The 21,080-nt window shown below is 72.0% G+C and carries 20 protein-coding genes; 10 read left to right on the plus strand and 10 right to left on the minus strand.

The window, feature by feature from the left end:
• The 6 genes from DZF91_RS21260 to DZF91_RS21285 all read left to right on the plus strand — a co-directional run.
• Positions 1-445 (plus strand): PucR family transcriptional regulator (locus DZF91_RS21260; RefSeq protein WP_147341241.1); only part of this gene is annotated, 445 nt, incomplete at its 5' end.
• 20 nt (positions 446-465) lie between these two features.
• Positions 466-1,893: an aldehyde dehydrogenase family protein gene (locus DZF91_RS21265; protein ID WP_117359210.1), complete on the plus strand. Its 1,428-nt coding sequence runs from the start codon at positions 466-468 to the stop codon at positions 1,891-1,893.
• Between the two features lie 56 nt (positions 1,894-1,949).
• Positions 1,950-3,464 (plus strand): hypothetical protein, encoded by a 1,515-nt coding sequence (locus tag DZF91_RS21270; protein WP_199486778.1) that lies wholly within the window; start codon positions 1,950-1,952, stop codon positions 3,462-3,464.
• A 174-nt stretch (positions 3,465-3,638) separates the two neighbouring features.
• Positions 3,639-4,274 (plus strand): hypothetical protein, encoded by a 636-nt coding sequence (locus DZF91_RS21275; protein WP_117359212.1) that lies wholly within the window; start codon positions 3,639-3,641, stop codon positions 4,272-4,274.
• Between the two features lie 6 nt (positions 4,275-4,280).
• Entirely contained in the window at positions 4,281-4,508 is a 228-nt protein-coding gene (locus tag DZF91_RS21280; RefSeq protein ID WP_117359213.1) for a hypothetical protein, read from the plus strand.
• A 4-nt stretch (positions 4,509-4,512) separates the two neighbouring features.
• Positions 4,513-4,710: a hypothetical protein gene (locus DZF91_RS21285; protein ID WP_117359214.1), complete on the plus strand. Its 198-nt coding sequence runs from the start codon at positions 4,513-4,515 to the stop codon at positions 4,708-4,710.
• 51 nt (positions 4,711-4,761) lie between these two features.
• Here the strand turns inward: DZF91_RS21285 and DZF91_RS21290 are convergent, their stop codons facing one another.
• On the minus strand, positions 4,762-5,688 hold the full coding sequence (locus tag DZF91_RS21290) for a LysR family transcriptional regulator (protein ID WP_158588000.1): 927 nt from the start codon (positions 5,686-5,688) through the stop codon (positions 4,762-4,764).
• A gap of 116 nt (positions 5,689-5,804) precedes the next feature.
• Between DZF91_RS21290 and DZF91_RS21295 the strand changes: the two genes are divergently transcribed.
• Complete coding sequence (locus DZF91_RS21295) at positions 5,805-7,040, plus strand: MFS transporter (RefSeq protein WP_199486779.1); 1,236 nt, start codon at positions 5,805-5,807, stop codon at positions 7,038-7,040.
• A gap of 92 nt (positions 7,041-7,132) precedes the next feature.
• Here the strand turns inward: DZF91_RS21295 and DZF91_RS21300 are convergent, their stop codons facing one another.
• Both DZF91_RS21300 and DZF91_RS21305 read right to left on the minus strand, forming a co-directional pair.
• A complete protein-coding gene (locus DZF91_RS21300; protein WP_117359216.1) occupies positions 7,133-8,383 on the minus strand; it encodes a cytochrome P450 in 1,251 nt (416 codons plus the stop codon).
• A 12-nt stretch (positions 8,384-8,395) separates the two neighbouring features.
• Complete coding sequence (locus tag DZF91_RS21305; RefSeq protein WP_199486780.1) at positions 8,396-9,775, minus strand: glutamine synthetase family protein; 1,380 nt, start codon at positions 9,773-9,775, stop codon at positions 8,396-8,398.
• 159 nt (positions 9,776-9,934) lie between these two features.
• On the opposite strand from DZF91_RS21305, the gene DZF91_RS21310 reads away from it, so the two are divergent.
• Entirely contained in the window at positions 9,935-10,720 is a 786-nt protein-coding gene (locus DZF91_RS21310; protein ID WP_117359217.1) for an acetoacetate decarboxylase family protein, read from the plus strand.
• Positions 10,721-10,873: 153 nt separating this feature from the next.
• Here DZF91_RS21310 and DZF91_RS21315 read toward each other — a convergent pair whose 3' ends face one another.
• Positions 10,874-12,319 (minus strand): APC family permease, encoded by a 1,446-nt coding sequence (locus DZF91_RS21315; protein WP_117359218.1) that lies wholly within the window; start codon positions 12,317-12,319, stop codon positions 10,874-10,876.
• Between the two features lie 201 nt (positions 12,320-12,520).
• Here DZF91_RS21315 and DZF91_RS21320 point away from each other — a divergent pair, with 201 nt between their 5' ends.
• On the plus strand, positions 12,521-13,093 hold the full coding sequence (locus DZF91_RS21320) for a MarR family winged helix-turn-helix transcriptional regulator (RefSeq protein ID WP_199486781.1): 573 nt from the start codon (positions 12,521-12,523) through the stop codon (positions 13,091-13,093).
• Between the two features lie 127 nt (positions 13,094-13,220).
• Here DZF91_RS21320 and DZF91_RS38990 read toward each other — a convergent pair whose 3' ends face one another.
• Positions 13,221-13,583 (minus strand): hypothetical protein, encoded by a 363-nt coding sequence (locus DZF91_RS38990; protein WP_147341242.1) that lies wholly within the window; start codon positions 13,581-13,583, stop codon positions 13,221-13,223.
• A gap of 164 nt (positions 13,584-13,747) precedes the next feature.
• On the opposite strand from DZF91_RS38990, the gene DZF91_RS21325 reads away from it, so the two are divergent.
• Positions 13,748-16,300, plus strand: coding sequence for an NB-ARC domain-containing protein (locus tag DZF91_RS21325; RefSeq protein ID WP_158588001.1), 2,553 nt, complete (start codon positions 13,748-13,750; stop codon positions 16,298-16,300).
• A gap of 135 nt (positions 16,301-16,435) precedes the next feature.
• On the opposite strand, the gene DZF91_RS21330 is transcribed toward DZF91_RS21325, so the two are convergent.
• From DZF91_RS21330 to DZF91_RS21350, 5 genes are read right to left on the minus strand one after another with little or no spacing between them, the layout of a single operon-like run.
• Positions 16,436-17,623 (minus strand): NAD(P)/FAD-dependent oxidoreductase, encoded by a 1,188-nt coding sequence (locus DZF91_RS21330; RefSeq protein WP_117359220.1) that lies wholly within the window; start codon positions 17,621-17,623, stop codon positions 16,436-16,438.
• A gap of 37 nt (positions 17,624-17,660) precedes the next feature.
• Positions 17,661-17,849 carry a ferredoxin gene (locus tag DZF91_RS21335; RefSeq protein ID WP_026416192.1) on the minus strand — a complete coding sequence of 63 codons (189 nt, stop codon included), beginning with the start codon at positions 17,847-17,849 and terminating at the stop codon, positions 17,661-17,663.
• A 31-nt stretch (positions 17,850-17,880) separates the two neighbouring features.
• Positions 17,881-18,729: a fumarylacetoacetate hydrolase family protein gene (locus tag DZF91_RS21340; protein WP_117359232.1), complete on the minus strand. Its 849-nt coding sequence runs from the start codon at positions 18,727-18,729 to the stop codon at positions 17,881-17,883.
• Entirely contained in the window at positions 18,726-19,631 is a 906-nt protein-coding gene (locus DZF91_RS21345; protein ID WP_117359221.1) for a DODA-type extradiol aromatic ring-opening family dioxygenase, read from the minus strand. The genes DZF91_RS21340 and DZF91_RS21345 overlap by 4 nt, the downstream gene beginning before the upstream one ends.
• On the minus strand, positions 19,619-21,061 hold the full coding sequence (locus DZF91_RS21350) for an aldehyde dehydrogenase (protein ID WP_117359222.1): 1,443 nt from the start codon (positions 21,059-21,061) through the stop codon (positions 19,619-19,621). The genes DZF91_RS21345 and DZF91_RS21350 overlap by 13 nt, the downstream gene beginning before the upstream one ends.
• Positions 21,062-21,080: the final 19 nt, after the last annotated feature.

Below are 21,080 nucleotides of genomic sequence, written 5' to 3' on the forward strand. Positions count from 1 at the left end.
CGGACCGGTCGGGACGAGCGAGCCCGCCGCCTCCGCCTCCGGCCTGGCCGCGGCGCTCGTCCAGGCCGAACGCGCCCTGGCCGCCGCCCGCCGCACCGGCGACCCCGTCGGCTACGGCGAACTCCCAGGTCAGGGCCTTCTCGGCGTCCTCGACCCGAACCTCGCGCAGGGCTTCGCGGACGCGCTGCTGGCGCCGCTGCGCTCCGAACCGTCCCTGCTGACGTCCCTGCGCGCGTACCTGGCCGCCGGCGGACGCCTCGAGGAGGCCGCGCGCGACCTGGACGTCCACCGCCACACGCTGCGCACCCGCGTCCGCCGCGTCGCCGACCTCCTGAACCGCGACCTGGACGATCCCGGCGTCCGGGCGGAGCTGTGGGTCGCCCTCGCCGTCACGGACAATGCGAGCGGCCCGATTGGCCTGCCCGGAGCGTCCGACCCGCGCTGAGCAGAGATAACGTCGGATCTATGGACGTGACTCCCTTCTGGCTCGCCGGACGCCCCGAGACCGGCACCGAGACCTTCGCCGTGACGCACCCCTACGACGGCCGCGAGGTCGGCGTCGTCGCGGTGCCCACCACCGAGCAGGTCGAGGAGGCCGTGGCGGCGGCCCACGCCGTCCGCGACGAGGCCGCCGCCCTGCCCGTCCACGTGCGCGCCGACGCGCTCACGCACGTCTCCCGCCGCCTCGAGGAGCGGCTGGAGGAGATCGCCAGGCTGATCACCGCCGAGAACGGCAAGCCCCTGATGTGGGCGCGCGTCGAGGTCAAGCGCGCGGTGTCGGTGTTCCGGTTCGCCGCCGAGGAGGCCCGCCGCTGGTCCCCGACCACGCAGCGCCTGGACACCGAGCCGGGCGGCGTGGGCCGCCTGGTGTACGTGGACCGCGTCCCCAAGGGCCCCGTCCTCGGCATCTCGCCGTTCAACTTCCCGCTGAACCTGACCGCGCACAAGGTCGCCCCGGCGATCGCCGTCGGCGCCCCGATCGTCGTCAAGCCCGCCCCGGCGACGCCGCTGTCGGCGCTCGTCCTCGGCGAGATCCTGGCCGAGACCGACCTGCCCGCCGGGATGGTCTCGGTCCTGCCCGTCCCGAACGACCGCGCGTCCGACCTGGTGGACGACCCGCGCCTGCCCGTCGTGTCGTTCACCGGCTCCGTCCCGGTCGGCTGGTCCATCAACGACCGGGTGCCGCGCAAGCACGTCACCCTGGAGCTCGGCGGCAACGGCGCGGCGGTCGTCCTGCCGGACGCCGACCTCGACTGGGCCGCGTCCCGCATCGGCCTGTTCTCCAACTACCAGGCCGGGCAGTCCTGCATCGCCGTCCAGCGCGTGTACGTGGACGAGTCGGTCCACGACGAGTTCCTGCCGAAGCTGGTCGACAGCGTGAAGGGCCTCGTCACCGGCGACCCGTGGGACGACGAGACCCAGGTCGGCCCGATGGTGAGCCGGGACGCCGCCGAACGCGTTGAGTCCTGGGTGGACGAGGCCGTCGCGGCCGGCGCGAAGGTCGTCGTGGGCGGCACCCGCGAGGACGCCACCTACGCCCCGACCGTCCTCACCGACGTCCCGGACGACGCCAAGGTGCTGCACGAGGAGATCTTCGGCCCGGTCCTGGTCGTCCAGAAGGTCTCCGGCGTGGACGAGGCGTTCGCCAAGGTCAACGACTCCACGTTCGGCCTCCAGGCGGGCGTGTTCACCCGCAACGTGGACACCGCCTTCCGCGCCCACCGCGAGCTGCGGGTCGGCGGCGTGATCATCGGCGACGTCCCGTCCTACCGCGCCGACCAGATGCCCTACGGCGGCGTCAAGGACTCCGGCGTCGGCCGCGAGGGCCTCCACTCGGCCATGACCGACTACACCGAAGAGAAGATCATGGTCCTCACCGGCCTCCCCCTCTGATCCTCCCGGGCGGCCGGAGCCCCCGAAGGCCCCGGCCGCCCGCCACAATGACCCGCGTGCCCCCTCTCCCTCCCGTCCTGCACGGCCTGGCGGCCAACCCGTCGCTGCCGCCCGTCCTCCTGGACCGGCTGATCGCGCTCGGCGATCAGAGCCTGGCCTGCGCACTGGCCGAACGCGCCGATCTCACCCCCGCGCAGGCCCTCGCCCTGATCTCCGTCGACGAGGCGTGCGCCTGGTCACTGGGCAAGACCCTGAACCCGGACGACCTCGACCCGGCGGCCTTCCCCGACGCGGCCCTCGCCCTGCTGGCCACGGGCCACGGCCTCCCTGGATGGGCCCGCCTCCTGGCAGCCGACTCTCTCCGCCGCGCCCGGCTCGCCGACTCTCAAGACCTCCCCGCCGACGTCCAGCACACCCTGGCCCGCGACGACGACCCCGAGGTCGTCGAAGACCTCGCCCGGATCGCACTCCCCGAGCTCGCCGCCGCCCTCGCACGACATCCGCACGCGGGCGTCCGCACCGGCGTCGCCGCCAACCCGGCGGCCCCGCCTCCCGTCCTCGCGGCGCTGCTCACCGGGGACGGCCTTCCGTCGCCCACCCGCTGCCAGGTGTGCGACCGGGAGGAGGTCCCGTTCGTCCACGACCCGTACTGTCCCCGCGTCGACTGCGACCTGCCGCCGGGGGCCGCGTGCGACGGGTCGCACGAATCCACCGTCCTCCTCACGCGCCTGCGGGCGCTGGAGAACCCGTCCACCCCGACCCCGGCGGCCATGCGTTTCGCGGGCGACCCGCACTACTCGCTCCGCTGCGCGCTCGCGTCCCGCGCCGACCTGACCGCCGAAGCGGCCTCGCGCCTCGCCACCAGCCGCGAACCGGGCGTCCTCGGCGACCTGGCCGCCAACCCCGCGATCAGCACGGCACTGATGCGGACCTTCGCCGCCTCCACAGACCCGTCCATCCGCCAAGCCCTGGCCCGCAACCCCCACGTGCCCCTCGACGTCCTCGCCGCCCTGGCCCCCACCACCAAGCTGGGCCTCACCCTCCTGCCCCGCGTCGCAGCCGCCTCCCCCGCCGAGACCGAGGCCATGGCCACCTCCCCGGCCCCGGCCGTCCGCACGCTGGTCGCCGCCCGCCGGGACCTGCCCGCCCCGATCCGCGACGCCCTGGCGGACGACCCCGACGCCAAGGTCGTGAGGGCGATCGCCCCCCACCCCGGCCTCTCCGAACCCCAGCTCCGCGCCATGCTCGACAGACACGGCTCAAGAGTCGCGGCCTATGTGGCGTCCAACCCCGACGCCCCCGCCGGCGTCCTGGAAGCCCTCACCACGCTCGCTCCGGCCCGCAAGGCGCTGGTGAACATCGCACAACACCCCAACGCCACCCCTCCCGCCCTCCTCCCCTGCCTCAACGACCCCAAGGCCGCCGAGCACGCCGCAAGGCATCCGGCACTTCCCCCGAAAATCCTCCTCGAGCTACTGACCCACGAGGACGCCCGCCTCGCCGAAGCCGCCGCCTCCAACCCCTCCCTCCCGCCCGACGCCATGCACCACCTACTCAGCCACACCGACTAGCCCCCTCCCCCATCTCGCCCGCCCTCAGCCTCCGCGCTGTTGTCAGTCATTTCGGCGGTAAATGCCCATACGAAGGCAGTGTCGTCGAACGTCCATTCGACGGAATCCACATTGGGTGGGGCAGTTCCCAAAACTCCATACCGTGTCGCATCGAACACGCTTAGTGTCCACCTCATGTCCCCTTCAGAGGATCACGAGATTCCCCTCGAACTCTTCCGGAACCGCCCGGAGCTGGCCCGGAAGGTGGCGACCGAGGTGTTCGGGCTGGACGTGCCGGATGACCTGTGCTGGCAGATGGGCCCCGAGACCGTCACCAGCCTGGCGCCGCAGCAGGTCACCCTGGACATCGCGTTGATCGGCTCGTCCGCCAACAACGCCCGGCGCGCGATCGTCCACGAGGTGCAACGCCATGCCGGCGCGGAAGAACTGGAACGCATCTCCTACTCCTGGCCGGAGTATGTGACCAGCATCCGGCGGCGTTTCCGGTGCCCGACGACCATCATGGCCTTCTGTCCGAACCGCACCATCGCGCGACGCATCCGCACCCCCATGAAGACCGGCCACCCCGGATTCGACCTGGTGGTGCTCACCTACACCCCGCACGACCTCAAGCCGATCGTCGACCCCGACCAGGCCCGTGAGTGCCCGGAATGGGTCATCCTCTCCGCCCCGGCCCACGCCGACGAAGAGGGCCCGCCCGCTCTCGAGGCCGTGGCCGCAGCACTGCAGGCCACGGACGAGGAATACCGTGGGCCGTACTATGACTACGTACTGAAGCGCCTCACGGACGCCGCCCGACACACCCTGTAGGCAATCATGAGCACGGACACCTACAAGCCGCAGAGCGACTGGGGCCGCCGCTTCTGGACCGAAGGTGAAGCCCATGGGGAAGCCAAGGGCGTGCTCGCGGTCCTGCGGTCACGCGGGATCGCGGTTCCGCAGGAGGCGGCCGACCGGATCACCGCCTGCACCGACCAGACGCAGCTCATGGCCTGGCTGAACAAGGTCGCCCACGCCGAGAGCGTCGAGGAACTGTTCGTCTGACTCCATGGCCGTCACCGGAAGTGAGGCGCAAGAGCGCCTTGAATCACTGATCGAAGAGGTCGTCGACGACGCGAAGGCTGTGGAGATCATCTCCCCGGTCGGGCGGGCGTACCTGGTGGCCGCCGACCATTTCGAGGCATGGAGGTCCTTGGGGGAAATGAGCAGGGTCGCGTTCGAGCACTCTGCGGAACCGCCCAACTGATCTGGCCCGAAAAAAGCCTGGCCGCGTCTCCTGGAAGTCCCGGGGGCGCGGTCAGGGCATTTCGGGGGTGGCTTGGGGGGCGTCGTGGGGAGTGGGGCGCCAGGTGGTCAGGTGGGTGGCGAAGTGGGTGGCGGCTGGGGATGCCGGGGTGGGGAGGACGAGGGCCAGGTGGCGTTCGAGCCTGGTGCCCGTCAAGGGGATCAGGCGGAGGGTGTCGGGGTCGCCGGCTCTCGGGGTCAGTTGGGTGGGTGGGGCGAGGGCGATGCCCAGGCCCGCCTCCACCAGGTCGCGGAGGAGTTGCCAGTCGGCCACCTCGCAGACGACGCGGCGGGGGACGGCGGCTTCGGTGAAGGCCGCGTCGGTGCGGCGGCGGGTCGTCCAGGCGGGGTCGGTCTCCACGAAGGGCTCGTCCGCCAGGTCGGCGAGGGTCAGGGACGTCCGGGTGGCCAGGGGGTGGGTCGCGGGGACGGCCACCTGGAGTTCTTCCGCGACCAGGGGGAGCGCGCGCAGGCCGGGCGGGGGCGGGCCGATCTGGTCGAACAGGGCGCAGTCGAGTTCGCCGTCGGTGACCCTCGCGGCGAGGTCGGTGCCGGGGAACTGGCGGACGGAGACGTCCAGCGCCGGGTGGGCGCGGGCGAACGCGACCAGCAGGGCGGGCAGCGGGAGTAGGCGCGGGTTGACCGGGTAGGTGCCGATCCGGAGATGGCCGGAGAGCAGGCCGCGGACGTCCTGGACGGCCTGCCGGGCGGCCTCGGCCGCCTCCAGGGCGCGGCGCGCGGCGGGGAGCAGCGCGGTGCCCTCGGCGGTGAGCCGGACGGGGCGGCTGCCGCGCACGAACAGTTCCGCGCCGACCTCGCGTTCCAGGGCCCGGACGGACGACGACAGCCCCGACTGGACGATCAGCTCGCGGTCGGCGGCGCGCGTGAAGTTCCGCTCCTCGGCGAGCGCGACGAAATGCCGGAGGTGGCGCAGTTCCATGGCGGCCATTATCTCTACTGGAGATGGAAGGTATCTGATCGTTCTGTGCCGGAGGGGCTGGGAAGAACGGCGGCGGCTTGGTTGTCTGGAGTGGCCACCGTTCGAATGGAGCTGAGATGCCCGTTGTGTCCATGGTCCGCCGGGGTCCCCGCGCCGATGCCCGGGGTCCGGCCGCGCATCTGCGCGGGTTCTGGATCGCGGCGGCGGCGTTCGCGGCCGTGATGGCGTTCGGCACCGCGCCGACTCCCCTGTGGCCGCTGTTCGCCGAGCGCGACCGGTTCGGCCCGACGATGGTGACCGTGGCGTTCGCCGCGATCGTCGTCGGGACGGCCGCCGGGTTCCTGCTGCTCGGGCACCTGTCGGACCGGCACGGCCGGCGCGTCGTGATCATCCCGGCGCTGCTGGTCACGACGGCGTCGGCGGTGCTGTTCGTCGTGTGGCACGGGCTGCCCGCGCTGGTCGTCGCGCGGGCGCTGAACGGCGTCGGGACGGGCCTGATGGCCTCGACCGCGACGGCCTACCTCGCCGACCTGTACCAGCGCGCCCGTCCGGGCCGTCCGCTGTCGCCGGTGCCGGGGACCGTGGCGGCGGCGGCGAACCTGGGCGGGCTTGCGCTCGGGCCGCTGCTCGCCGGAGTCCTCGCCGAGTGGGCCCCGGAACCGCTGGTCACGACGTTCGTGGTGTTCGCGGTGCTGATGACGGCGCTGTCGGTCGCGCTCCTGCTGGACGTGCCGGAGACGGTGCCGAGGACGGGCCGGATGGAGGGTGCCCCGCGCCGGTTCGGGCTCCGCCCGGGGGCGGGGGCGGTGTTCGCCGCGGCGGCCGGGACGGGCGCCGCCGCGTTCGCGGTGATGGGGTTCTTCTCGTCGCTGAGCGCCGTGATGCTGCGCGGCGTGCTCGGCGAGCCGTCGGTGTTCGTGGCGGGGATGCCGGGGTTCGCGCTGTTCGCCGCGAGCGCGCTGGTGCAGCTGGCGGCCGGCGGCTGGTCGGGCGCGCGGATGTCGGGCATCGGCGTGGTGCTGTTCCCGGCGGGGCTCGCGCTGACCGTCCTGTCGGTGTACCACCCGTCGCTCGCGCTGTTCCTGGCGGCGGCGACGATCACCGGGGCGGGCGCGGGCCTGCTGTTCAAGGCGTCCCTGGCGGAGGCGGCCGAGTCCGCTCGGCGCGAGTCGCGCGCGGGCGTCCTCGCGGTGTTCTTCGCGACCGCCTACGCGGGCCTGGGGCTTCCGTCGATCGCGTTCACCGTCGCGCAGGACCACGTGGGCCTGCGCGCGTCCCTGGTGGGGTTCGCGGTGCTGCTCTCGGTGGGCGCGGCCGTCGCGGTCGCCGTCGCGCGGCGCGCCCGGGGATGAACGCAGCCCGTCTCCGCGCGGCCCGGCACCGTCCGCGGGGACGGTGCCGGGCCTTCGCGCGAGCGTCGCGCTGACCCGCTGCGGGTCGGACGTCAGGCGAGGGTGACGGTCACCGGCATCTCCTTGATGCCGTTGACGAAGTTCGACCGGACGCGCCGGACGTCGCCCGCGAGGCGGATGTCGGCCAGGCGCGGCAGGAGCTCCTCGAACATGACGCGCAGCTCCAGCCGGGCGAGCGCGTTGCCCAGGCAGAAGTGCGGGCTGCCCTTGCCGAAGGTGACGTGGTCGTTGGGGGTGCGGGTCACGTCGAAGACGTCGGGGTTGCCGAAGACGTCCTCGTCCCGGTTGCCGGACGCGAACCAGAGCACGACCTTGTCGCCCTCGCGGATCGTCTTGTCCCGCAGCTCGACGTCGCGGGTGGCCGTGCGGCGGAAGTGGTAGACCGGGGACGCCCAGCGCAGGAACTCCTCGACCGCCGTCTCCATCAGGGACGGGTCCGAGCGCAGCAGGTCGGCCTGCTCGGGGTGGTCGATGAGGGCGCGCATGGTGTGCGTGATCGCGTGCCGGGTGGTCTCGTTGCCCGCGACGACCAGCAGCAGGAAGTAGTTGTCGAAGTCGTGCGCGGACAGCGGCTGCCCGTCCAGCGGCGTCTCGTTGACCAGCTTGGACACCAGGTCGTCGCCGTCGCCGCCGCGGCGCTGCCGGGCCAGCTCGCGGCCGTACTCGAAGACCTCCAGCGAGGCGGGCGAGCGGAACGGCAGGTCCCGGTACTTCTCCGACTCGGCGCTGTGGATGACGACGTCGGCGTACTCGGGGTCCTGGTTGGCGATGATCCGGTTGCCCCACTCGATGAGCCGGGTGGTGTCGTCCTCCGGGACGTCCATCATGCGGGCCAGCACGTTGATCGGGAAGTCGGCGGCGACGTCCTTGACGAAGTCGAACGTGCCCTTGGCGAGGGCGCGGTCGAGCGTCCGGGCGGTGAGGCCGCGCAGGAACGTCTCGTACCCGGCGACGGCGCGGGGGGTGAACTGGCGCTGCAGGATGCGGCGCAGCGCGTGGTGGCGCGGCCCGTCGGTCTCCAGCAGCGAGCGGCGGATGCTCGCCTGCCGCTCGTCCACCTCCTCCAGGTTCACGAACTTCGTGGAGGTGAACGTCTCGGCGTCGCGGTCGACGCGGACGATGTCGGCGTGCTTGGTCACCGACCAGAAGCCGCTGCCGCCGTCGTGCTCGGGCGTCCAGTGGACGGGGTCGGTGCGGCGCAGCTCGGCGAAGATCCGGTACGGCGTGGCGCCGTCCAGGAACAGGTCCGGGTCGGCCAGGTCCAGGGAGGTCGCGGTGGTCAACGGAGCTCCTTCTCAGAGGTGGTAGGCGTACTCGCGGAACTCCCAGTCGGTGACGTACCGCTGGAAACGCTCCACCTCGTCGCGCTTGTAGGTCAGGAACGCCCGGACGAACGCCTCGCCGAGCACGGTGGTCAGGTCGGTGTCGGCCTCCAGCGCGTCCAGCGCCGCGGTCAGGTCGCCCGGCAGCAGGGGCGCGCGCTCGGCGTCGTAGCCGTAGCCCTCCAGGGGCGCCGGGCACTCGAGCTTGTCGCGGACGCCGAGGTGCGCGGCGGCGACCAGCCCGGCGATGCCGAGGTAGGGGTTGGCGGTCGCGTCGCCGAGGCGGACCTCCAGGCGGGTCGCGGCGCCGCGCTCCGGCGGGATGCGCAGCATCGCGCTGCGGTTGTCCAGGCCCCAGTCGATCAGCCACGGCGCGAGGGTGTCCGGGCCGAACCGCTTGTAGGAGTTGACCGTCGGGTTGAACAGCGCCGCGAGCGCGGGAGCGTGCGCGAGGACGCCCGCGATGGCGTGCCGGGCGGTGCCGGACAGGCCGTGCTCGCCGGTCTCGTCCGCGAAGACGTTCGCGCCGGCCTCGTCGCAGACCGACAGGTGGACGTGGAAGCCGGAGCCGCCCTCGTCGTTGAACGGCTTGGCCATGAACGTGGCGAGCCGTCCCTCGTGCCGGGCGAGCTCCTTGACGGCGGACTTGAACCGGAAGGCGCGGTCGGCGGCGTCGAGGGCGTCGGAGTGGTCGAGGTTGATCTCGAACTGGCCGCCGCAGAACTCGTGGTTGCCCATGGTCGCGCCGATGCCGTACGCCTTCAGGCGGCGCAGCGTGGACAGCAGGTGCCCCTCGGGGTCGCCCTTGCGCCCGGCGACGTAGACGTTGCCGGGGGCGTCGCCGTAGCGCTTCCATCCGGTGGGGCTCTGCGGGTCGGGCTCGCAGAGGAAGTACTCCAGCTCGGGCCCGGCGACGGCGGTCAGGCCGGTCGCGCCGAGCTCGGCGGTGACGCGGCGCAGGACCTCGCGCGGGCTCTCGGCGCAGTGCTCGTCGCCGGCGGGCTCGTAGGCGTCGCCGAGGCAGTGCGCGACGCCCGGCTCCCACGGGACGGGGGCGAGCGTGGCCAGGTCCGGGACGATCCGGATGTCGGGGAGTCCCGCGCCGAGGCCCTCGGGCACCGGGACGACGTCGCCCATCGGCGAGGTGTGGTACACCGCGCGGCAGAACGCGAGCCCGTGCTCCATCACGGCGGGCAGGCGCTCGACCAGGACGTCGCGGGCGCGCTCGGTGCCGATGAGGTCGGGGTAGGCGACGCGGACGACGTCGATCCCGTCCGCCTTGAGCCGTTCCACGGCCTGCCGCGCCTGGGCCGCGGGGTCCTCGGCTCGGGCCGCGTCGAGTGGGTTGTTCACCGTCGAACTCCCTCACGGGGGGTCATTTGAGCCCAAACCATATGGAACCGAAGTAAGTGCTGACAAGACCTCCGCGTGACCCAAATCATGACCGACCCCTGGCCATGCTCCGGACCCGCCGATAACGTACGGACCCAAACGAACACCCGAAGGAGCAGCATGGACGTGCGAGGCTTCCTGCACCCCCGAACCGCGACGGGCCGCTCGTCGCTGATCCCCAGCCCGCCGTGGCACTACTCCGGCGACCTGCTCACCGTCGAGTACCGGACGGACCCGGCCCGGGTCGCCGAACTGCTGCCCGCCCCGCTGGCGCTCGCCGACGAGGACCCGGGCGCGGTCGCGGTCATCTGGGCGGACTGGCAGTCGTGCTCGGCGTCGCGCGAGGAGCTGCTGGACCCCGTCCGCGCGCAGTACAAGGAGTGCTTCGTCGTCGTCCGCTGCTCCTTCGAGGGACGGACGTACTCCCGCTGCGTCTACATCTGGGTCGACAAGGACTTCGCCATCGCGCGCGGCCTGCACCAGGGCTACCCGAAGAAGCTGGGCTCGATCCACCAGACCCGTCCGCACCCGTTCGGCGGCGCCGCGCCGCGCATCGCCGAGGGCGGACGGTTCGGCGCGACGCTCGCCGCCGCCGACCGCCGCCTGGCCGAGGCCGTCGTGACGCTGCGGGAGCCGTCGGCCACAGGCGGCTTCGTCAACGGGCACCCGATGGCCCACCACCGCTACCTGCCGAGCATCGAGCCCGGCGGCGCGCCGGCGCTGGACGAGCTGATCGAGTCGGGCGCGGCGGAGTTCGAGGCGGGGCAGGCGTGGCGCGGCGACGCCGAGCTGCGGCTGTTCGAGTCCCCGACCGAGGAGCTGGCGTCCCTGCGGGTGGACGAGATCATCGGCGCGTACTACCGGCAGGTCGGCGTCGTCTGGAACGGCGGCCGCAGGCTCGCCTGACCGCCTGAGACGCGGAGCGGCGTGCCGGGAGAAGCCTCCCGGCACGCCGCCGTCGTCTCGCGGCAGGCCGGGTCTCATCGGCCCGCACGCCGCCGTCGTCTCGCGGCGGGCCGGGGAGACCCGGCCCGCGCGTGCTTCCGCCGTCCGGGCGGGTCAGCCTCGGCCGACGCGCTCGTAGACCTCGGGGCGCCTGGCCCGCAGGACGAGCGCGAACACCGCGCCCACCAGCCCGAACACGAAGATCAAGCCGGGCAGCATCCAGACCAGCGGCGAGTTCTTGTCCGCGCCGAGCAGGGCGTCGAAGTTCCGCAGGCAGACCACGAACAGGGCGGCCAGCCCGAGCCCCGACAGGACGGGCGCGATGAGGCGGTTCCAGAGGTTCTCGCCCCGCGCGTCCCGCAGGAAGAACGCGACGACGGCCGCCGAGGTCAGCGCGAGCAGCAGCATCACGCCGAGCGCGCCCAGGTTCGTGAACCAGTTGAACAGCGTCAGCACCGGGTCCTTGCCGGACGCCGCGAACGCGACGACCACGACCACGGCCAGCAGGGTCTGCGTCGCCGACCCGATGTGCGGGGACTCGTGCCTGGCGTGCGTCCGGGCGAGCGGGCCGGGGAGCACGCCGTCCCGGCCGAGCGAGTAGAAGTAGCGCGCGACCGCGTTGTGGAATGACAGCAGCGCCGCGAACAGGCTCGTGACCAGGAAGAACTGCGCGGTGTCGGAGAACGTCCGGTTGACGTGCTGGGTCGCCAGGCCCCAGACCATCCCCGGCCCCTCCTTCCCGGACCGCTCGATGATCTGGCTCGGGCCGGCGCCGATCGTCATGGCCCACGCGGTGAAGGCGTAGAACCCGGCGATGACCGCGACGGCGATGTAGGTCGCGCGGGCGACCGTCCGGCGCGGGTCGCGGCACTCCTCGCTGTAGATCGCGGCGGCCTCGAAGCCCATGAAGCTCGCCATCGCGGCGACCATCGCCGCGCCGGTCGCGCCCGTCCGCACGGCGTCCAGGCCCAGCGGCTCGGCGGACACCCCGTCCGGCGCGCCCGCGAACTGGGCCAGGTCGAACACCAGCACGGTCAGGAACTCGATCGCGAGCAGGACGCCCAGGACCCGCGCGTTCAGGTCGATCCGGCGGAACCCGAGGACGGCCACGACCGCGACCCCGGCGAGCGCGACGGCCCACCACGGCAGATCCCAGCCGAGCTTGCTCTTCAGCAGGTCGGCGGTGGTGAAGCCGAAGATGCCGTACAGGCCGACCTGCATGGTGTTGTACGACAGCAGCGCGACGAACGCGGTCGAGATCCCGGCGACGCGGCCGAGGCCGTGGGTGACGTAGGCGTAGAACGCCCCGGCGTTGGAGATCGAGCGGCTCATCGCGGCGTAGCCGCCGGTGAAGACCACGAGCAGCGCGCCGAGCACGACGTACAGGGCGGGGATGCCGAGCGTCCGGGACACCGCGAACGAGGTGGGCATGCCGCCCGCCGCGACGGTCAGCGGCGCGGAAGCGGCGACGACGAAGAACACGATGCCGGGGACGCCGATGCGGCGGCCGGGCTGGTCGGCGGGAGCGGACAGGGGGGATGCGACGTCTGAGATCGCCATCAGCGGCTCCAGGCTGGGCGCGAAGGGTTCGCCCGGACGGATGCGTCGGGGGCAGGGGCGCGGATCACTCGCCATTGCCCGACATGCAGGTCGAAAAGGGTCGTTCGGCCCCGCACGACTTCCGGGTGGGAGGATCGTACGGATTCAAACGAGCGCCGACAAGGGTAGGTTCAGGCAAGGCCGACGACGGACGGAGAGCGCGTGACCGGGCATCACACCCTCGGCGAGACCGAGCAGGCGATCCAGCGGCGGCTGGGCGACGTGCCCATCCGGCACGACGCGATGATGGCGGTCTCCAACATCTACCGCGCCGCCACCGCCATCCGGCAGCACGTGGAGGGCTCGGTCCTGCGCCGCGCGGACCTCACCTGGACGGCCTTCGTCGTCCTGTGGGTGGTGTGGATCTGGGAGGAGATGGAGACCCGGCACGTCGCCGAGGAGGCGGGCATCTCCAAGGGCACGCTCACGGGCGTCGTCCGCACCCTGGAGGGCCGCGGCCTGCTGGAACGCCGCCAGCACGCCACCGACGGACGGCTGGTCCTGCTGCGCCTCACCACCGAGGGCGAGGCGCTGATGTGCGACCTGTTCCCCGCGTTCAACGCCGAGGAGTCGTTCGTCGCCGCGCCGCTGACGCGTGAGGAGAGCCGGAGCCTCGCGCACTCCCTGCGCGCCATCGTCGAGCACCTGGAGGCCGAGGGCGACGACCGCCGCCAGTCCCTCCTCGGCGACTCCCCGCCCCCACCCCGCCGCTCCGGCCGCCGCCCGCGCCTCTAGGCCATGTTCCCGCAGTCCGGCCCACTGGGCTCGCCTGGTGGCTCGCTGCCTCACCGGCCTGGGCGAACGCGGTATCGCGGCAGTGTCCGGGCTTCGTCTCTCTCGTTGCGTCGCGGCTCGTCCGGGTTCATCGGGTACTTCCGTCGTCCAGCATCTCGCCCGCGTGATGCCGACACGTGCACTGAGTGGTCGACTGCACTGGGGGGCCACTGGATGACCGGCTGATCCGCTCGGCGCGGGCCCGGGCGATCAGGATTTCCGCCTGATGCCTGATCTTGGTGCGCTTGGTCCGTTCGCGTTCACACAGCCACGCCAGGATCGGTTCGGCGAGACAGCCGACTCCACAGGCCACGAAGGCGAGCAGTGGGCTGCCTGAGAGAAGAAGGGTCACGCCGCTTCCGGCTCCGATGACGCCGGCCATCGTCTTGCCGGCGGCCTCTGTTGTGCAGCGAGCTAGTGGGGCTTTGCTTGCCGAGTTGTTCCCCATCACGTTGGTGGCTCCTCGCCTGGATTTGCGTCAACGTGCGCAGGGTCGGTCTCAGGGGCGTGCGGGTCCGAGACAGATTGGCGAATTCGTTCCCGTTGCCTGCTCAGAGGCGGGAATCTACCTTGGAATCTGGCGTCTGCGTGTACTCGGCAGTCGGGATGGTGGCCATGGCCTCGATCGATCCGGGACGGATCCAGACAGCTGCGGAGCTCAGGGAGCAGCTGGGGAGAGCGTTCGATCGGCAGGGGCTCAGTCTCCAGGAGTTCGCCGCGAAGGCGGGTCTGAGTGTCACCACGGTGCGGTCGATCCTCGGCGGGAAGACCAGCGTCCCTCATCGAGGGTCGCTGGACGCGTTCGTCACAGCGTGCGGGCAGCGGTTGGAGCCGTGGCGGGATGCTCGCGCCCGTGCTGTCCGGGCGGAGCCGAAAGCGCTCCTGGCCGCCCGCGGCTCGTCCAGACCTCTCCAGCTACCTTCGGCGCCGCCCGACTTCACCGGAAGGACGCGGGAGCTGGGCGACTTGCTGGAGGTGTGCGCTCGAGGGCGGGAGAGTCCCCGGCGTACCGGAACCCCGGCGGTCGTGCTGACCGGCCCGCCGGGTGTCGGAAAGACCGCGCTGGCACTGCGGTTGTGTGAGGAGCTGCAAGGGGCCTACCCGGACGGGGGACTCTTCAGCAGATTGCGGGAGGATAATGATCATCCGGGTTCGGGCGGGACGTTGCCGCGGTTCCTCCGCGCACTGGGGGTCGACGCCGCCGACGTCCCCGACGAACGTGCCGAGCAAGCCGCGTTGTTCCGCACCCTGCTGGTCGACCGCCGGATGCTGATCATGCTCGACGACGCGGTCGATGAGGCGCAGGTCCGGCCGCTCCTGCCGAACAGTGCCGGGTCGCTCGTCGTGGTGACCAGTCGGAAGGCTCTCCCCACCCTGGAGGGGGCGACCAGTCACCGGCTGGATGTTCTGGATCGGCAGGATGCGCAGGCACTGCTGGCGCGGGTGGGCGGCCCGGACCGGATGGCCGCCGACACGGACGGCAGCCACCTGGTCGCCGAGTTGTGCGGCGGGTTGCCGTTGGCGCTCCGGATCGCCGCCGCGCGACTGGCCGCCCGAACCGACTGGACCCCATCCGACCTGGCCGGCCGCCTCACGGATGCCCGTCGCCGTCTACGCCTGCTGCGAGTCGGGGACCTGGACGTCCGCGTGAGCTTCGAGGTGTCCTATCGCGCCCTACCCGAGGCGGTGGCGCGACTGTTCCGCCTCCTGGCGATCACCCCCGGGCCGACGTTTTCAACCGCGCTGGTCGCGGTCATCGTCGAGCTGCCCCTGCCGGACGCCGAGGAGCTTCTTGACCGTCTGATTCTCGACCAGCTTGTGGAGCCCGCAGACAGGCCCGGCTCCTATCGGATGCACGACTTGATCAAGCTGTTCGCGGCGGAACTCCTGGGAGACGGCGACAGCGACACCCAGCGAGCCGCATCAGCGATGTTCAGCTGGTATGCGGAGAATCTTGAACGGTCCGTCAGCCACCTGTTCTCCCCCAGCGAGCGGCTGAACCGACCGGACCCTCAGGCTGCCGCGGCTCGGAAGACAGCGCGAGGCTGGCTTGACGAAGAACACACCAACCTCCTGTACATCCTGGCCATCTGCCACGCGCGGGGCTTGGACGAACTGACCACGCGGCTTGGATACGGAGTCGCGGTCTTGGCCAGGCAACGCGGGCTGTGGGAAGTGTGTGATGACGCGCTGGAGATCAGTCTGGCGGCGGCGGACCGGCTCGGTGATCGACACTGGCGCGCCCTGCTACTCAATCAGCAAGGAGAAAGCTGGGCGAGCCACAAATCCTCATGGTCGGACGCCGCAGCCTGCTGGCAGGAGGCCGTGGCACTGCTCGAACCCGACTGCGCGGACGATGCCAAAGGACTGGTCGCCAACCTTCACGGCCGACTCGCCAACGCCTACCGGGAACTCGACCGACCCGAAGACGAGGCACGAGAGGAGGCGACGGCCACGGCCCTGCTCGCTTCTTTCGGCGCAGGTGAGGGGAAGGCCGCGGCTGACGGCATACGCGCCCAAGGGTTGTTCGCCTCAGGGCGGGTGGCCGAGGCGATTCCTCTGCTGGAATCGGTGGTCCAGGAGCTGGAGCGGCCTGATGTGACGGTGGCGAATTTTCCCCGCGTGATCCTGGGGTATCGGCTGAATCTCGCCAAAGCATGTCTGGCTGTACAACCGCCTCGGCCAGCACAAGCTGTAACACAGTTGTTGGAATGTCTCGATCTCTGTCGCGAGTACGGCCAGGAAGCCCAGGAGGCGGAAGTGCTCTGCGAACTGGGCAAAGCCTACCGGGCTCGGGGGCACCATGCCCGCGCGCGTCAAGCATGGATCGAAGGGTTGGAAGCCGTCCGAGCCCTCCCCAGCCCCGAGATGGAAGGCCGGTTGACCTACGAACTGGCCGACCACTTCGCAAGCTGGAAGAAGGACTATGCGGAAGCGTGTGCGCTCTTTGCCCGTTCCGCTGCCGCCTTCTCCGCTGCCAACCAGCCGGGCAACCAGTCCAGCGCCTTGCTACGACTGGCGCTGGCCCGGCAGGACCTTGGTGACGGCAAAGGCGCGGAGACCGCCTTGGAAGAGGCGCTGGCTTCCCTTGAGAGGATCAGCGACAAGGCATGGGTCGAGCGATACAGGGGATACATCTTGAGAACCCTCGAAGCCCTACGTCGTTAACGTGACCAGCTCGCGTAGGGGCCGTCCTCGGGGCCCGACACGGCGTGCTCTTCGACGGCTGGACGGGTTAAACCGTGCCCTTCGCCGGGTTTGGCGGGCAAGGAGAACACACGCACCAGCCCGCCGGACGCCGACTCAACCCGATATCGGCGCGGGGGCGGTGAAGGCGTCCATGAGTTGTTTGCGGTAGCGCGGGATCGCGCCGGGCAGGCCGAGGAGGACGACGCCGACGAGTTCGCCGTCGCGGTGGTAGCCGACGGCGCACTCCGTGGCCGGGTCGCCCTCCAGGACGCGGATGTCGTCGCAGCCCAGGGCGGGTGCGCCGAACGACTGGATGCGCAGGTCGTACTGGTCGCTCCAGAAGGACGGCAGCGGCGCGAACGGCGGCGAGTCCACGCCGAGCAGCGTCCGGGCGGCCTTGCGCGCCGTGTCGGTCGGGATCGACCAGTGCTCGACGCGGCGGCACACGCCGTCGTAGCGCGGGTTGGGGAAGCGCGCGACGTCGCCGACCGCCACCACGTCCGGACGGCCCTCGACGCGCAGGTCGGCGTCGCACAGGACGCCGTCGGAGAGGTCCAGGCCGTTGCCGTCCAGCCAGGACACGCAGGGCGTCGAGCCGACGGCCTCGATGATCACGTCCGCGCCGAGCGCCGTGCCGTCCGACAGCAGCACGTCGGCGGACGCCGGCCCGCCGTCGCCGAAGGCGGTGACGGTGCGGCCGAGCAGGAACCGGACGCCCCGCGCCTCGTGGCGGCGGCGCAGCTCCGCCCCGAGGTCGGGGCCGAGCGGGCTCATCAGCGGCTCGGGCGCGGCGCAGACGACCGTGACGTCCGCGCGGAGCGTGCGGGCCGTCGCGGCGACCTCGCAGCCGACGAAGCCCGCGCCGATCACCACGACGCGGGCGCCGGGGACCAGGCAGCCGCGGAGCCGGACGGCGTCGTCCAGGGTGCGGACGACGTGCCGGCGGTCCTCCAGGCCCGGCTGCGGCAGGCGGCGGGCGCGCAGGCCCGTCGCCACCACCAGGCCGTCGTAGGCGAGGGACGAGCCGTCCAGGAGGGTGAGCGTGCGCGCCGCCAGGTCGGACGAGACGACCGGCATGCCCAGCCGCCAGTCCACGTCCGCGACCGAGGCGCGCATCCGGAACGCGACCGCCTCGTGCGTGACCTCGGCGGCGAGCACCTCCTTGGACAGCGGCGGACGGTTGTACGGCCGGTGGGGCTCGTCCCCGACCACCGTCAGGTCACCGGTGAACCCGGCCGCGCGCAACTGCTCGGCCGCGCGCAGCCCGCCCATGGACGCGCCGACCACCACGATCCGCCGCATGTCGTCCCCTTCCTCGCCGGGCTCCGGGAGGTCCCGGTCAGCCCTCGATGGTGATGGCCTGCAGCGGGCAGACGTCCGCCGCCTCCTCGACGGCGTCGCGCAGCGACTCGTCGGCGGTCTCCTCGTACTCCAGGTGGCCCTCGTCGTTCAGGCGGAAGACGTCGGGGGCGGAGAAGACGCACTGGCCGTGGTCCTGGCAGCGGTCCATGTCCACGATGATCTTCATGGGGGTGGTTTCCTCTCGAACGAACGGGGGGTCAGCGGCGCGGGGCGCGGACGCCCCGGAACTCCCAGTCGCCGCCGAACGCGGTGGAGACGACCTCTTCGGACTCGGTCGGCTGGGCGCCGCAGTCGGAGCGGACCGGCACCGGGCCGGTGACGATGTGGTTGCGGAGCCGGCCGAGGCCCTCCGCCTCGACCTCGACGACGTCGCCGGGCGACACCGGGCGCGAGTTGGCCGGGGTGCCCGACAGCAGGACGTCGCCGGGGTTCAGGGTGATCGTGCGGGCGATGTCGGCGACGAGGTAGTGCATGTCCCACTGCATCTCGTCGGTCGAGCCGTCCTGGACGACCTCGCCGTTGACGTAGGTGCGCAGGTACTTGCCGCGGAAGTCCCAGCCGGTGACCAGGCCCGGCCCGAGCGGGCAGAGCGTGTCGGAGCCCTTCACGCGCAGCATCGAACCGGCGTCGGTGTCGCGGAAGTCGTGCAGGCCGTAGTCGTTGGCGACCGTGTAGCCCGCGATGTGGTCGCCGGCCTCGGAGGGGGCGATGTTGCGGGCGGTGCGGCCGATGACGATCGCGATCTCGCCCTCGTAGTTGAGGTACTTGCAGCCCTCGGGGCGGACGATCGCGCCGCCGTGCGCGTTCAGCGCCGAGGTCGGCTTGTGGAAGTAGGTCGGCGCGGGCGGCAGCGAGGTCTGGAACTCCTCGACGCGGCTGCGGTGGTTCAGGTGCACCGCGATGATCTTGGACGGCTCGACCGGCGGCAGGTGCACCGCGTCCTCGACGCCGACGCGGCGGCCGTCGGCCGCGACGAGCTCCTCGCCGTCGCGCACGACGCGGGTCACCGCGCCGTCCAGCAGGATGCGGCGGTATTCGACGGTCATCGGGAGGTCCATCCGTTCTCGGGCCGGTCGAACCAGATGTGCACCTGGCCCGTCCCGACGCTGTTCTCGTACTCGCCGTAGAGGCGTCCGGGCGCGGTGCAGTCCCGCTCGCCCAGGGCGCCGATCATCATGAGGTAGTGGCCGAAGCGGGCCTCGGGCTTGAACGTCAGGAACTCCGGCATGGTGTCCAGGACGCGCGCGTGGTCGCCCTTGGCGAACCACTCGATCCGCTCCTCGTCCGCGCGCCGGGCCTCCGGGGTGCGGATGTGCGCGGGGTCGGCGGCCTCGTGGTCGCGGATCTCGCGCAGCGGCCAGAAGGTGTGCGACAGCGCGCCGGACGCGACCAGCAGGACGCGCCGGTCGGTGTCGGCGATCCCGGCGGCGAGGGCGCGGCCGAGGCGCAGGCTGTCCTCGACGTCGGCGGTCTGGCAGACGCCGATCGAGATCCACTTCTTGCCGGGGCGGTCCAGGTACGGGTGGTCCGGGACGCCGAGGTACTGCCACAGGTTGACCGTGGCGTACTGGATCGGCAGGTAGGGGTCGTCCACCGGGGTGATCCAGGTGCCCTGCGCCCCGGCGTGCGCCGCGATGGCGTGCGCCAGTTCGGGGTCGCCGGGGATGTCGTAGGGCATCCGGCACATCCCGCGCGGCAGCTCGTCGGACGTGTAGAGCCCGGCGCGCCGCTCGTGCGAGGTGACGACGAACTCGACGGTCGTCGCCCAGTGCGAGTCCAGGACGACGACGGTGTCGTAGTCGTCGCGGTCGAAGACCTCCGCGCGCAGCCGCTGGAGGCCGGAGACCAGCGTGGAGTCCTCGCCGTTGTTCAGCTCCCGCCGCGTGACCTCGGGCAGGACGATGGTGGGGACGTGCGCGAGCAGCCCCGCGCCGACTACTTCTCCCATGGGGCCGTCACCGTGTTCTTCAGGTCGCAGTAGAAGTCGAAGGACCAGTCGCCGCCCTCGCGCCCGACGCCCGACTGCCGGGAGCCGCCGAACGGCGCGCGCAGGTCGCGGACGAAGAAGCAGTTCACCCAGACCGTCCCGGCGACCAGCCGGGCCGTGACGCGCTCGGCGCGCTCCGGCGATCCGGTCGCGACGGTGGCGGCGAGACCGAACTTGGTCTCGTTGGCCATCGCGACGGCCTGCCCTTCGGTGTCGAACGTCTGGAGGGTCAGGACGGGGCCGAACACCTCCTCCGAGACGATCTCGGCGCCCGGGTTCGCGAACAGCGTCGGCCGGTAGAACAGGCCGCCGAGGTCGTCGTTGGGGCCGCCGCCGAGGAGCGCGGACGCGCCGTCCGCCTTCGCCCGCCGGACGAAGCCGTCCACGCGCTCGAAGTGCTTGCGGTGGACCTGCGGGCCGATGTCGGTCGCCTCGTCGCGCGGGTCGCCCTGCTTGAGCCGGGACGCCTTCTCGATGAACCGCGCCGTGAACTCGTCCGCCACCGACGACTCGACGAGCAGCCGCGTCGCGGCGAGGCAGACCTGCCCGGCGTTGTCGTACTGCTCGACGGCCAGGTCGACGGCGAGGTCGAGGTCGGCGTCGGCGAAGACCAGCAGCGGGGACTTGCCGCCCAGCTCCAGCGAGAGCGGGGTGAGGTTCGGGGCCGCCGCGGCGGCGATCGTCCGCGCGGTCGGGACCGAGCCGGTGAAGCTGATCCGGCGGACGTCGGGGTGCGCGGTCAGCGGACCGCCGACCTGCGCGCCGTAGCCCTGGACGACGTTGAACACGCCGTCCGGCAGCCCGGCCTCGGCGGTGATGTCGGCCAGCAGGGACGCGGTCAGCGGCGTCCACTCGGCGGGCTTCAGAACGACGGTGTTCCCGGCCGCGAGGGCGGGGGCGATCTTCCAGGTGGCGAGCATCAGCGGCGCGTTCCACGGGGTGATGAGCGCGCAGACGCCGGCCGGGTCCCAGGAGACGTGGTTGGTGTGGCCGCGGGTCTCGAAGTCGTCGTGGCCGAGGTTCAGCAGCCAGTCGGCGAAGAACCGGAAGTTGTGCGCCACGCGCGGCATGACCCCGCGCCGGTGCGACCGGATCAGCGCGCCGTTGTCGTGCGTCTCGACCTGCGCCAGGTCCTCGATCCGCTTCTCCACGCCGTCGGCGATGGCGTGCAGCAGGCGGGCGCGCTCCTCGCGGGACGTGCGAGCCCAGGCGGGGAACGCCCTGTGCGCGGCGGCCACCGCGGCCTCGGCCTCGGCGGCGCCGCCGGAGGCGACCTCCGCGAGCGGCCGCTCGTCGATCGGCGAGACGTCGGTGAACGTTCCGGCTGATGAGACGCGCTCACCGCCGATCCAGTGACCGGTGTCGACGGCGACACCCGCGATCGTTGCCACGCGGCACCTCCAGGTTGTT

This window comes from Actinomadura logoneensis (genome assembly GCF_003428695.1).
GTDB classification, from domain to species: domain Bacteria; phylum Actinomycetota; class Actinomycetes; order Streptosporangiales; family Streptosporangiaceae; genus Spirillospora; species Spirillospora logoneensis.

Bases quoted from the DNA above. Each gene is read 5' to 3' on its own strand.
- DZF91_RS21265 (WP_117359210.1), top strand. From the start codon at position 466: ATGGACGTGACTCCCTTCTGGCTCGCCGGACGCCCCGAGACCGGCACC.
- DZF91_RS21275 (WP_117359212.1), top strand. From the start codon at position 3,639: ATGTCCCCTTCAGAGGATCACGAGATTCCCCTCGAACTCTTCCGGAAC.
- DZF91_RS21280 (WP_117359213.1), top strand. From the start codon at position 4,281: ATGAGCACGGACACCTACAAGCCGCAGAGCGACTGGGGCCGCCGCTTC.
- DZF91_RS21285 (WP_117359214.1), top strand. From the start codon at position 4,513: ATGGCCGTCACCGGAAGTGAGGCGCAAGAGCGCCTTGAATCACTGATC.
- DZF91_RS21290 (WP_158588000.1), bottom strand. From the start codon at position 5,688: ATGGAACTGCGCCACCTCCGGCATTTCGTCGCGCTCGCCGAGGAGCGG.
- DZF91_RS21295 (WP_199486779.1), top strand. From the start codon at position 5,805: ATGCCCGTTGTGTCCATGGTCCGCCGGGGTCCCCGCGCCGATGCCCGG.
- DZF91_RS21310 (WP_117359217.1), top strand. From the start codon at position 9,935: ATGGACGTGCGAGGCTTCCTGCACCCCCGAACCGCGACGGGCCGCTCG.
- DZF91_RS21315 (WP_117359218.1), bottom strand. From the start codon at position 12,319: ATGGCGATCTCAGACGTCGCATCCCCCCTGTCCGCTCCCGCCGACCAG.
- DZF91_RS21325 (WP_158588001.1), top strand. From the start codon at position 13,748: ATGGCCTCGATCGATCCGGGACGGATCCAGACAGCTGCGGAGCTCAGG.
- DZF91_RS21330 (WP_117359220.1), bottom strand. From the start codon at position 17,623: ATGCGGCGGATCGTGGTGGTCGGCGCGTCCATGGGCGGGCTGCGCGCG.
- DZF91_RS21335 (WP_026416192.1), bottom strand. From the start codon at position 17,849: ATGAAGATCATCGTGGACATGGACCGCTGCCAGGACCACGGCCAGTGC.
- DZF91_RS21340 (WP_117359232.1), bottom strand. From the start codon at position 18,729: ATGACCGTCGAATACCGCCGCATCCTGCTGGACGGCGCGGTGACCCGC.
- DZF91_RS21345 (WP_117359221.1), bottom strand. From the start codon at position 19,631: ATGGGAGAAGTAGTCGGCGCGGGGCTGCTCGCGCACGTCCCCACCATC.